The organism is Erwinia sp. L03-1, from assembly GCF_058686115.1.
In genome coordinates, this window is record NZ_CM178762.1 from 2,263,264 (window position 1) to 2,275,306 (window position 12,043).

Genomic DNA, 12,043 nt, shown 5'->3' on the forward strand with positions numbered 1-12,043 from the left:
CCATGAGGATATTTTCTGTTATTTATATTTCATTTTTAGTATCAGCATGTACTTTACATGCTGATGTTACTCCTGATGGTAATTCACTTAACTATGCTATAGTAGGAACGCCGTATGCCAGTGAAATAAATATAAATGGTGGCGCTGTATCATCTTTAGATTCTAGTGGGAAAGAAAGATTCGTAGGTGAAATAATTCCCCCCGATACAGGATTAACTTTAAGGTATTGTAATGATTCTCCTGCTCACAATTGCGTCAGGATTCAGGGAGTACCAGTAAAGCAGGGGATCGTCACCATACGAGTATCAGGCGGATTGTTTGGCACTAATGTAGCGACAGGCGGGGAATTTGATAAAACATATACTATTAAGATCAAAGATTCAGAATAATCTTCTTAAGATCGTTTGAGTGGTGCGCAGTATCGAGATTCCCCTCAGAATACGAGAAGCCGCTCAGGTAGCGGTTCTCTCGTATCGAGATGGTCAAATTTTAGTCCTAGCGTACAATATTTTCCGTTTCCCAAACGGAGCCCTTTTTATAACGGGGTCACTCTGGGGGCGAGTGCTTATAGTATTTTGGGGCTGGCACGAAAACCGGGGGCATGGAGATTATTTAGATGGATGCCGCGGGACTATTATCGCAAAGTAGAAACGATGAGCCGCCCCAAATTAACAATGAAGATTGTTGGTTACGGTGTGAAAGCAAAAGTGATTTTCGACCTTCTTACGACAGATAGTGGCAATAGTTAACCTTTGAAGATTTTCCGGTAACGCCAGGATTTGTATGAAAGTTTCGGGGGCTGAGCAAATGACATGATGGTGATTCCAACGATAATCGCCAGCCCTCCCGCCATTACTCTGATGGGTGAAGTGAAAGCAACCAGTAATAGAAAAACAACAATACATACCCCTGTGACCCAGAGCAACGTACTAAATCGGCGGGCGAGATCATTGACCGCTTCTTCAAGAGTTCCGCCATAACTTTCCACGTTATTTTTGATTTTTTGAAGATCAGCATGGCTAAATCCTGACTCCAGCAATGCAGTTTCACTCACTTTCATAGCATTCCACCTTTCATCCCTAAAACTTGCAGATACTTCATGGCGAGTATACACGAAATAACTGACAAAACTGAACTGTCAGCGATGGCAAAGAAATCTAAATTTTTTGTAGACGAATCAGAGAATTGACTTACTAACGTGGTTTCTTGCGCGATTGGCCTTCCATTCCCGACGAGTATTACTGCACACAAAATGGCCCTATTTATCCAGGAGAAATCGCGCGCAATCCGTTATCATAGCCGGCACTTTTTTGGGGTCACCGCCAGCCGATTGTGACCCGCCGGAACGAGGGAGCGATAACGTGGAGAGCACCGCCGCGATTGATGTACGAACCTTGATTAATGAAAGCAGCTTAAGCCGCTATCAGCAGCGCATTATCCTGCTCAGTTTTGCCGTCGTGGCGATGGACGGCATGGATATCGCCCTGATGGGATTTATTGCCCCCGCGCTGAAAACGGCATGGGGCGTCAGCACCCAACAGCTGGGAGCGGTGATTGGTGCCGCGCTGGTGGGGCTGGCGTTGGGCGCGATGACGGCAGGCCCGCTGGCGGATCGCTTTGGCCGCCGGGTGATTATCATTAGCAGCGTGCTCTTTTTTGGCCTGCTAACGCTGGCGACGGCGTTTGCGAACAATCCTGAGCAGATGATGTTGTTCCGCTTTCTTACCGGGCTTGGCCTGGGCGCGGCCATGCCAAATGTGGGCACCCTGGTCGCAGAATACTCTCCGGCGCGCAGGCGCGCATTTCTGATCACCGTCGTATTTTGTGGCTTCACCTTCGGTGCGGCAGCAGGCGGCTTTGCCGCATCCTGGCTTATCCCCACGGCTGGCTGGCACGCGGTACTGATTTTGGGCGGCGTGCTGCCGTTAGCCATCGTTCCTTTTTTGCTGAAGTGGCTGCCGGAATCGGTGCAGTTCCTGCTCGCCCGCCAGGCGCCTGCGCCGCTGATCCGCCAGATTGTCGAGCAGATGGCGCCGGGAACAACGGGGCCGGACAGCCACTTTGCCTGCGGTGAAAAAAAGCCTGACCGGGGCGCGGTCGGTCTGGTACTGACGCGACCTTACCTGTTTGGCAGCACTATGCTGTGGTGCGGCTACTTTATGGGGCTGTTTCTGGTTTACCTGATCGGCAGCTGGCTGCCGACGCTGATAAAAGACATGGGAATGACGGTGACGCAGGCGGCGCTGGTGACCGCCGTATACCAGGCTGGGGGGACGCTTGGCTCGCTGTTTGCGGGCTGGTTGATGGACCGTTTCAATGCCAATCTGGCGCTGGCGGCGATCTACTTCGTCGGTGCTATCGCCACGGTAGCGATTGGCTATGTGCCCGCGCATACGCTTACGCTGAGCCTGGTCGCCTTCGGCAGCGGTTTTTGCCTGAACGGTGCCAATACCGGAATGAATGCGCTCTCTGCCAGCTACTATCCTACCCATGCCCGGGCAACCGGGTCCAGCTGGATGCATGGAGTGGGGCGCATGGGGGCCATTCTCAGCGCCTTTGTTGGGGCGCAGATGCTGGCGATCGGCTGGCATATCACCGAGGTATTTACCAGTCTGGCCCTCCCGGCGCTGCTGACCACGCTGATGCTGCTGGCAAAATACCGCTATGGCTATCGTCGCGATTAGCCTTGCCGGATCACAGTTTGCTCATTTTTTTCTCTGCGCCGCTGAGTTTCCAGTAATCTGAGCGCATTCCCGCAGCAGAAAAGGTCAGACGATGGCAGACTCATGGGTTTCAGCAGACAGTATTCGCGCCGGGTTCGCCAGCGCGATGTCGGACATGTATCAGCGGGAGGTGCCACAGTACGGCACGCTGCTGAAGCTGGTCGCGCAGGTGAATAGTGAGGTGCTGGAGCAGGATCCGGCGCTGAAAACTCAGCTCGCCGCAGCCGGGGAGCTTTCCCGTCTCAGCGTAGAGCGCCACGGCGCAATACGCGTCGGCACGGCGGCGGAGCTTTCCACGCTGCGTGAACTGTTCGCCATTATGGGTATGTTCCCGGTCGGCTATTACGATCTCTCCCAGGCCGGCGTGCCGGTGCATTCAACGGCCTTCCGGCCCATCGACGATCGCGCGCTCAGTATCAATCCCTTCAGGTTATTTACCTCGCTGCTGCGTCTGGATCTGATTGACGATCCGCATCTGCGGGCAAAAGCCACAGAGGTGCTCGCCGCCCGGGATATTTTCACCGCTGACTGTCGTGAGCTGATTGCCCTGCACCAGCGGCAGGGTGGTTTCAGTCAGGCGCAGGCCAGGGCCTTTATTCACGAATCGCTGGAGACGTTCCGCTGGCATCAGCAAACAACCGTTGATAGCGACACCTATGAGGCGCTGAGCCAGCAGCATCGGTTAATTGCCGATGTTGTCTGTTTCCCCGGCTGCCACATTAACCACCTTACGCCGCGCACGCTGGATATCGATCGCGTGCAGGCACGGATGCCGGAAGTGGGGATCAGCCCCAAAGCAATTATTGAAGGCCCGCCGACACGGCGTGTGGGATTGCTGCTTCGGCAGACCAGCTTTAAAGCGCTGGATGAACCGGTTAACTTTACCGATCGCATCGCGGGCACGCATACCGCGCGTTTTGGCGAGATCGAACAGCGCGGTGTGGCGCTAACCGCTAAAGGACGGGCGCTTTACGACAGATTACTGCAGGAAGCGGGCACTTCCAGTGACAACGTCACGCATCAACAGCGCCTGACCGCAGCATTCACTGCTTTTCCAGATGATGCACGTAAGCTCCGCCAGCAGGGGCTGGCATGGTTTAACTGGGCACTGACCGAGAAAGGCCAGGCCAGTCCCGCAGCGATAGCCGCTGACGCAGACCCTGAAGAACTGATCGATCGCGGCCTGGTTGTTGCCACTCCGATGGTCTATGAGGACTTTCTGCCGGTCAGTGCGGCCGGAATTTTCCAGTCGAATCTCGGTGAACAGGCCCGCGTGCAGGCTAGGGGACGATCTGAACGCGAGGTGTTTGAAGCCGCTCTGGGGGCCGCAGTGGCTGATGAACTCTCCCTGTACCAGCAGCGCGAGCAGCAGAGCCTGGGGCGCTGCGGTCTTACCCGGCCGGTCAGTCAGGATGCAGAAAGGTAATGCCAGCCTGCGCCCGTACCGGCGTTTAAGCATAATCTGCAAATAACGCGCTTGAGTGGACTTTGGTCCTGGGTCTGCAAATACTAGTCGGCAGACTTGTTACAGGTGAGATAATGAAAAACGCGCGTTATATAAGGACAGAGACGGCGGAAGGCCGGCTGAAAGGGGAGCAGGAGGACGATGTTATTGTGTTTCGCGGCATACCCTATGCTGCTCCTCCTGTGGGCGTCCGACGATGGCAACCCCCTAAGCCGGTCCAGCCCTGGCAGGACGAGCGCGATGCGACGGAGTGGGGCAACGCCAGCTGGCAGAATCGTGATTATTGCTCGGCCATCGGTGGCGGGGACCCGGGTGCACTCAGCGAGGATTGTCTCTATTTAAACGTCTGGACACCCGACCTGACGCCTCCATCTGCGCTGCCGGTAATGGTGTGGATCCACGGTGGGGGATTCGCTATCGGCTCCGGCGGGCTGCCGCCCTACAGTGGCCAGCCGCTGGCCGCGCGCGGCATGGTGGTGGTGACCCTCAATTACCGACTCGGCCATCTGGGTTTTTTTGCCCATCCGGCACTGGATAAGGAGTATCAGGCGGGCGAAAACGTTAACAACTTCGGTCTGCTCGATCAAATCGCCGCCCTCCAGTGGGTGCAGCGCAATATCTCGGCCTTTGGCGGTAACCGTGACAACGTCACAGTTTTTGGCGAATCTGCCGGTGCGCGGAGCGTGCTTACCCTGTTTGCCTCTCCGCTGACAACTGGGTTATTCCATAAGGGAATTGCGCAAAGTGCCTACACGCTTGCCGATATGCCTCGCGAAAAGGCGCTGAAGAACGGCGTGGCGGTGGCCGCCCATTTTAAATTAAAGGATGCCACGGCGGAGCAGCTGCGCGCGCTCCCGGCGGAAGCGTTTTATCAGCTGGACGGCGCAATGGGAAGCGGGCCGGTGGCGATAGCGGGCGATCGGGTGCTGCCCGTGCCGATGCTGGACGTGTTCAGTGCCGCCCGCCAGCACAGGCTGCCGTTAATGATCGGCAGCAACAGCGATGAAGCCAGCGTACTGAGCTATTTTGGGCTCGATCCGGCAAAGGTGATTGCCGATATCCGCAAAACGCAGCGCATTGGGCTGCGGTTAAAAATGATCCGCCTGCTTTACAGCGGCATCAGTGACGACAGCGAACTGGGCCGCCAGGTTGCGCGTGATATGACCTTCACCACTATGGGACACATCGCCGCGCTGGCACAGCATCGACGGGGGGCACCCGTATGGCGCTACTACTTTGACTACGTCTCAGAAAACGCCCGGGAGATCTATCCGTACGGCACCGCACATGGCAATGAAATCCCCTACACCATGGATACGCTCACGCCGCTTTCAGCGCAGAGCGAGGAGCCGCCTTTTAGCGACGCCGACCGCGCATTCGCGCAAAAGGTCAGCGAATACTGGCTGCGCTTCGCCCGCGATGCATCCGCTTCCACTCAGACGCTTTCCGGTGAGGTGACCTGGCCCGCCTGGCAGCCCGGGCAGGATGAGATCATGCGCTTTGGTGAGCAGGGACGCAGCGTCATCCGGCTGGAGACGCGATTTATGCGGCGGCGCACTCAGCTCTTTCGCCTGCTGGTCAGCAGAATGGTGCGTCTGGATGAATAATCAATTAACAAAACAGCCACTTTTTTAAAACAGGTTTTCATTAGCTGAGTGTAACCTTCCATGAATAAACAACTTTAACTACAGTCATTTAACAAATTATCAGGGCAGCTAACGTTCTGACCCATATAGAAAATTAACTCATACTTTGCTCTGACGTGCCGATAAAAGAAGATATGCGTCCCTCAGCCTGGGACAAAGGATTCAGTATTCCTTTAGCGTTGGAGAAGTTATGAGACTGTTAAAAGACTTTACCGTCCGAAGCGTTATGCTGTGGGTGCTCGGCCTGTTCTGCCTGTTATGGCTGGGGGTCGGGTTGTACAGCGTCTATTCCCTCAGCTCGGTAGGCAAGGGAAATGAGGTCGATCGCCTGCTGGTAAACCAGATGACCACCCTCAGTAAGGGTAACGACCAGTATTTCCGCTTTATCACCCGCCTTACCCGCGCCATTGAGTCACGCCAGGCTGGCAGTGCCTCCGCCGCCGCAGATATGGCTTCCGCGCAGAAGGCGCTCGACAGCATGGCGGCGCAGCTTGCCAGTTTCAAAGCCGAAGCGCCAGGCCCCCTCAGCCCGGCCTGCGCCAGCACAGTGATCGCCAGCTGGCAGAAGCTGCTGGATGAGGGCGTTCTGCCGCAGATGCACCTCGCCCAGCAGCCGTCTCTGGACGAATTTCGTCGTCATGCTGCCAGCGTCACGCCGGCACTGAGCCGCGGGTTTGGCGTAACCGTGGACAAATTTAACGTCGCGGCCGGGGAAAAGCTGGATATCACCCGCGTCACGGTCGATCATCTGACCAGGGTAACCAAAACGGTCATTGTTCTGGCCGTCATTATTGGTCTGCTAATTTTGCTGTTTACTGACCGTTACCTCGTCAATATTCTGGTGCGTCCGCTGGAGGGCATTCGCCAGCACTTTCGGCAGATTGCCGAAGGCGATTTGAGCCAGCCCATTGACGATATTGGCCGTAACTGCGTCGGTAAACTGGTGCCCCTTCTGCGAGAGATGCAGGAGAGCCTGCGTAACGCGGTTAGCGCAATTCGCCAGGGCACCGACAGTATTTATCGCGGCGCGACGGAAATTTCCTCCGGTAATAACGACCTCTCCTCGAGAACCGAACAGCAGGCGGCGGCGCTGGAAGAGACGGCGGCAAGCATGGAACAGCTGACGGCCACGGTGAAGCTCAACGCCGATAATGCCCACCAGGCCAGCGAACTGGCGCAGAACGCGTCGGTTACCGCCGTGAAAGGTGGCAGGCTGGTCGCGGATGTGGTCACCACCATGAAAGGCATCACCGACAGCTCGAAAAAAATCGCAGAAATCACCAGCGTGATCAACAGTATTGCCTTTCAGACCAATATCCTCGCGCTGAACGCCGCCGTCGAAGCCGCGCGGGCCGGTGAGCAGGGGCGTGGTTTTGCCGTTGTGGCCAGCGAAGTACGTAATCTGGCACAGCGCAGCGCAGGTGCGGCGAAGGAGATTGAAACGCTGATCGCAGACTCCGTGAGCCGCATCGACAGCGGATCACGTCTGGTCGGCGAGGCCGGAAGTACCATGGATGAGATGCTGAAATCAGTCGCCGAAGTCACGGAGATCATGAAACAGATCGCCTCGGCCTCGGAAGAGCAGAGCAAAGGGATCTCACAGGTCGGCACCGCCATTACTGAAATGGACAGCGTCACCCAGCAGAATGCCTCGCTGGTTGAACAGGTCTCTGCCGCCGCCAGCTCGCTGGAACGCCAGACCGAGGAGCTGACGCTCTCCGTCTCCCGATTCCGGCTTTCTGCCGGAACGGATGACGACCGTCTCGCGCCGCCGGCGGTCAGAGTCACGCCGGTGAAGCCCGTCTCTGCCGCCAGGTCAGTGGCCGCCGCCGATGAGTGGGTCTCTTTCTAAGGCTGTTGACACAGCCACGCCACCACTTCCGCAAGCTGGGGTGGTGCCTCTTCCTCCGGGCGCTGGATCAGACTGTAGACCGCGCCCGTCTTCACCGTTTCGCGAAAGGGTGCCACCAGTCGGCCCATCGCCAGATCGGACTGGATCAGCGTGATATCGGCTATCGTCACGCCAAACCCCTGGATCGCCGCACCGATCGCCAGATCCATGGTGTCGAAATGCTGGTTGCGCTTCATCATCAGCGCCTGACGCCGCCCGGCCAGCCACAGCGCCCAGTCCCGGCCATCGGCGGTAGGATGCAGAAAGGTAAAACGGGTTAAATCTTCGAACGACAGGCCGCCTGCGGGCAGTAAACTGGCGGCCATCACCGGTGTCAGCACCTCGTCAAACAGACGGTAGCCCGCCACCGACGGTGCGCCGTAAAGGATCGCAGCATCAAAATGTCCCAGGCCTGAGCCGTGGTCAACCGTGGTGGTCAGCGCCACATGGAGTTCGGGACGGGCCTGCTCCAGCGCCACCAGCCGTGGTACCAGCCAGCGCATCGCACAGGTGGGCGCCTTAAGGCGCAGGGTCGTATGCCGGGTACTGGCCTGCTCAGCGGCCTGGGCGATCTGTTCAAATCCACTTTTGAAAGAGGGGAGCAGGCTGCTGCCCTGCACGGTCAGCCTCAGCCCACGGGCGTGGCGTTCGAAGAGTGGGAACCCCAGCCAGTTCTCCAGCGCGGCTATTTTACGGCTCACCGCCCCCTGGGTAATACAGAGCTCCCGTGCCGCGTGGGTCAAATTAAGATGGCGTGCAGTCACAATAAAGGTATGAATGGCGTTTAACGGCAGCGGACGACGGGGCATAGGGCGTCTCTGAGCAATGTCGAAAAGTCATGGCTATTATGACAACAATTCGCTTGTCGGCTCAAGAGTCCTCACGTTGAATAAAGCATCGCGTTTTTCTCAGTGACCGGAGCGTTAATGACTATCCTCTCAGCCGTACCTCAGCGATCGAAACTGCCGGACGTCGGTACGACCATCTTCTCGGTGATAGGCCAGCTTTCGGCGCAGCATAAGGCGATAAATCTCTCGCAGGGCGCGCCGGATTTTCCCTGCGATCGCGCACTGATTGAGAGTGTGACCCGCGCGATGGAGCAGGGACATAATCAGTACGCGCCGATGACCGGGCTGCTGTCGCTAAAGGAGGCGCTGGCCGACAAGGTTAAGACTCTCTATGGGCAGCAATACGACACCGACAGCGAAGTGCTGATTACCGCCAGCGCCAGTCAGGGGCTTTACGCCGCGATCGGCGGACTTGTCCACGCCGGAGACGAAGTGATTTTTTTCGAGCCGGCCTTCGACAGCTACGCCCCGGTGGTGCGGCTGCAGGGGGCTACGCCGATTGGGCTGAAGCTGCATCTGCCTGATTTTACGATTAACTGGGATGAGGTGCAGGCAGCTATCACGCCGCGCACCCGCATGATTATTATCAATACGCCGCACAATCCGAGCGCCCAGGTGCTCAGCCGTGAGGATCTCGACCAGCTGGCGCGGCTCCTGCGCCATACCGACATCGTGGTGCTTTCCGACGAGGTATATGAACATATCCTCTTCGATGGGCGCCAGCATCAGGGCATGGCAACCCATGCCGAACTGGCGCAGCGCAGCGTTATCGTCTCATCCTTCGGGAAAACCTTTCACGTTACCGGCTGGCGCGTGGGCTACTGCCTGGCGCCCGCCGAGCTGATGACGGAGCTGGTCAGGGTGCACCAGTTTATGATGTACGCTGCGGATACACCCATGCAGGTGGCTTTTTCAGCGTACCTTCGTCACCCTGATAACTATCTGGGGCTGGGGGCGTTTTACCAGCACAAGCGCGATCTGCTGGCTTCGCTGCTGAAGGCGTCACCTTTCCGCCTGCTGCCGTCGGCGGGATCCTTTTTTATGCTGGCAAGCTATGCAGAATTCAGTGACCTGCCGGACAGTGAAATGGTCAAAAAGCTGATTGTCGAAAACGGCGTGGCGACCATCCCACTCTCGGCCTTTTATACCGACGGCACCGATAATAAATTAATCCGTCTCTCGTTCGCTAAAGATGAAACCACACTGCGCGCGGGCGCCCAGGCGCTGTGCCAGGTAAAGCCGCGCTAATAACTATCAGGGGAAGTTGAAGTTGATGAAGAAGCTGAATGCACTGTTTGTGGTTGCGGGCCTGCTCGCCTCGATGTCTGCCGCTGCGGATACGCTGCGGTTTGGTCTGGAGTCGGAATATCCCCCGTTCGAGAGTCGCAACGCGGCGGGCGAATTACAGGGATTTGATATTGAACTGGGAAAAGCGGTCTGCCAGGCGGGGAATTTTTCCTGTAGCTGGGTGGAAAGCAGCTTTGACGCGCTGATCCCGGCGCTGGCGGCCAGGAAGTTTGATGCGATCAACTCGGCGATGAATATCACCGAGGTGCGGTTAAAAAGCATTGGTTTTACCCGCCCGATCTATCGTATTCCCAGCCAGCTGATCGGCCGCAAAGGGGCAGGGCTGGCGCCTGACGTTGCGACGTTAAAGGGCAAAACGATCGGCGTATTGCAGGGTTCCGTACAGGAAACCTTCGCCAGGAAACACTGGGAATCGCAGGGGGTAACCATAACCGCTTATCAGGATCAGAATCAGGTCTATAACGATCTGCTCGCGGGCCGCCTGGACGGTACGCTGGTGATGTCAGCCGCGGGTCAGTCCGGCTTTCTTGATAAGCCTCAGGGCCAGGCCTATGGCTTTGCGGGTAAACCGGTGGAAGACCCGCAGATACTGGGTGTCGGCATAGGATTTGGCCTGCGCAAAGACGACGCCAGGCTAAAACAGCAGCTGGATGCGGCCATCGGCAAGGTGCAGGCTGAGGGTACCGTTACCCGTCTGGCGGCGACGTTCTTCCCCGGCATTGATGTTGCGGTGAAATAACCCGGTTTGACGGGGTTAAGCCGGGGTTTCCAACGGGATGTCCAGGCATCAACGGCTATTCTGAGCAGCCAGCAGGCAGAGCTTCTCCGCGACCAGGTATGATTTGACGAAGGAGGGCACCGGCAAGAACTCAAACTTTGAGTGGAAGTTGTGCGCGCCGGTGAAGAAATTAGGGGTCAGCAGACCTTTGGCGGATAACGCGGCCCCGTCGGTGCCGCCGCGCATCGGGGTGATTTTAGGGACAATATCCAGCTGTTCCAGCGCCGTCAGCAGCAGATCGATCGCCCGCCGATCTTCCCCGATCGCGTTGCTGATATTGCTATAGGTATCGCTGATATGCAGGCTGACCTCGCCCGTGGGATACTGTGCGGCAATCTGTGCTGCGATGTCGGCCATCGTCTGCTTGCGCTGCTCAAAGGCACGAAGGTCGAAGTCACGAATCGACGCTTTCACCCGTGCCTCACTGGCGTTGGCGGTCATCTCGTTGAACCACACGTAACCCTCGCGCCCCTCGGTATGCTCTGGTGTTTCGTGGCGATCAAAGTGGCTGATATAGTCCAGGGCCATCAGCAGAGGGTTAACCAGCACCCCTTTACCGGACATGGGATGTGCCGTTACCCCGGTAAACAGGAGTTCAGCCGATGCGGCGTTGAAGTTCTCATAGACCACTTCGCCCAGCTCGCAGCAGTCAATGGTCCAGGCGAAGTCAACGTTAAAGCGGCGCTCCAGATCCAGCGCCTTAGCGCCGCGCAGGCCAATCTCTTCATCCGGCACGAAGGCGACGACGATATCACCATGCAGCGCATCCTGCAGATTTTCCATCAGCGTCATCACCACCGTGACCGCCGCTTTATTGTCCGCGCCCAGCACGCTGGTGCCGTCGCTGAAAATAATCTCCTGTCCCTGATAAGCCTCGATCTCCGGGTGTTCCTCCCGGCGCAGCCAGATATCCTGCCCGGCGTTCAGGCAGAGATCCTTGCCCTCATAGCGCAGCGTCTGCGGATGAATATGAGGCGAGAGGCCGACGTCAACCGTATCAATATGGGTGATAAAGCCGATGCGCGGCGCAGACGGGCAGTTACCGGGCTTAACGGCGGTGACCGTGGCGAATTCGTCGATAACAACGTCCCGCAGGCCCATCGTCCGTAGCTCGCTGGCCAGCAGCTGTGCCATATCATGCTGTCCGGGCGTGCTCGGCAGCGTCGTCGCCGCGGGATTGCTCTGGCTGGTGACGGCAAGGTAGCGATAAAATCGGGTGGTGAGCTGTTCAGCCAGGCGCTGCGGCATTTGGCACTCCCTTATGGATTAATGGAAAGTGAAAACGGGGGAAGGTGAATTCAGCACACGCCGAAGTCGCCCTCTTCGTGATACGGATTAACCGAATCGGCGGCCACCTCAATGGCTTTCCTGTCACCACCCTCTA

The 12,043-nt window shown here is 57.2% G+C and carries 10 protein-coding genes and 1 pseudogene; 8 read left to right on the plus strand and 3 right to left on the minus strand.

The window, feature by feature from the left end; all coding sequences use genetic code 11:
• Positions 1 to 2: 2 nt before the first annotated feature.
• Both AC4PCC_RS10555 and AC4PCC_RS10560 read left to right on the plus strand, forming a co-directional pair.
• Positions 3 to 389: a hypothetical protein gene (locus AC4PCC_RS10555; RefSeq protein ID WP_492127338.1), complete on the plus strand. Its 387-nt coding sequence runs from the start codon at positions 3 to 5 to the stop codon at positions 387 to 389.
• 144 nt (positions 390 to 533) lie between these two features.
• Positions 534 to 749, plus strand: a pseudogene (locus AC4PCC_RS10560) (DUF4225 domain-containing protein); the annotation flags it as partial.
• Here AC4PCC_RS10560 and AC4PCC_RS10565 read toward each other — a convergent pair.
• Positions 746 to 1,060 carry a hypothetical protein gene (locus tag AC4PCC_RS10565; RefSeq protein ID WP_067701742.1) on the minus strand — a complete coding sequence of 105 codons (315 nt, stop codon included), beginning with the start codon at positions 1,058 to 1,060 and terminating at the stop codon, positions 746 to 748. The pseudogene AC4PCC_RS10560 and the gene AC4PCC_RS10565 sit on opposite strands and share 4 nt — an antisense overlap.
• A gap of 301 nt (positions 1,061 to 1,361) precedes the next feature.
• Between AC4PCC_RS10565 and AC4PCC_RS10570 the strand changes: the two genes are divergently transcribed.
• The 4 genes from AC4PCC_RS10570 (at position 1,362) to AC4PCC_RS10585 (ending at position 7,686) form a co-directional block, all read left to right on the plus strand.
• Positions 1,362 to 2,684, plus strand: a complete 1,323-nt coding sequence (locus AC4PCC_RS10570; RefSeq protein WP_492127339.1) for an MFS transporter — start codon at positions 1,362 to 1,364, stop codon at positions 2,682 to 2,684.
• A 91-nt stretch (positions 2,685 to 2,775) separates the two neighbouring features.
• Positions 2,776 to 4,149, plus strand: coding sequence for a 2-oxoadipate dioxygenase/decarboxylase HglS (gene hglS / locus AC4PCC_RS10575; protein WP_492127340.1), 1,374 nt, complete (start codon positions 2,776 to 2,778; stop codon positions 4,147 to 4,149).
• Positions 4,150 to 4,262: 113 nt separating this feature from the next.
• Positions 4,263 to 5,795, plus strand: coding sequence for a carboxylesterase/lipase family protein (locus tag AC4PCC_RS10580; RefSeq protein WP_492127341.1), 1,533 nt, complete (start codon positions 4,263 to 4,265; stop codon positions 5,793 to 5,795).
• A 229-nt stretch (positions 5,796 to 6,024) separates the two neighbouring features.
• Entirely contained in the window at positions 6,025 to 7,686 is a 1,662-nt protein-coding gene (locus tag AC4PCC_RS10585) for a methyl-accepting chemotaxis protein (protein ID WP_492127342.1), read from the plus strand.
• Here AC4PCC_RS10585 and AC4PCC_RS10590 read toward each other — a convergent pair.
• Positions 7,683 to 8,534 (minus strand): LysR substrate-binding domain-containing protein, encoded by an 852-nt coding sequence (locus AC4PCC_RS10590; protein WP_067701760.1) that lies wholly within the window; start codon positions 8,532 to 8,534, stop codon positions 7,683 to 7,685. The two genes, AC4PCC_RS10585 and AC4PCC_RS10590, sit on opposite strands and share 4 nt — an antisense overlap.
• Before the next feature lie 117 nt (positions 8,535 to 8,651).
• Between AC4PCC_RS10590 and AC4PCC_RS10595 the strand changes: the two genes are divergently transcribed.
• Both AC4PCC_RS10595 and AC4PCC_RS10600 read left to right on the plus strand, forming a co-directional pair.
• Positions 8,652 to 9,821 carry a methionine aminotransferase gene (locus AC4PCC_RS10595; protein WP_492127343.1) on the plus strand — a complete coding sequence of 390 codons (1,170 nt, stop codon included), beginning with the start codon at positions 8,652 to 8,654 and terminating at the stop codon, positions 9,819 to 9,821.
• Between the two features lie 25 nt (positions 9,822 to 9,846).
• The gene (locus tag AC4PCC_RS10600) at positions 9,847 to 10,620 is read left to right on the plus strand and encodes a transporter substrate-binding domain-containing protein (RefSeq protein ID WP_492127344.1); all 774 of its coding nucleotides are present in this window, start codon (positions 9,847 to 9,849) and stop codon (positions 10,618 to 10,620) included.
• Between the two features lie 48 nt (positions 10,621 to 10,668).
• On the opposite strand, the gene pepT is transcribed toward AC4PCC_RS10600, so the two are convergent.
• Positions 10,669 to 11,907: a peptidase T gene (pepT, locus tag AC4PCC_RS10605; RefSeq protein WP_492127345.1), complete on the minus strand. Its 1,239-nt coding sequence runs from the start codon at positions 11,905 to 11,907 to the stop codon at positions 10,669 to 10,671.
• Positions 11,908 to 12,043 lie beyond the last annotated feature (136 nt).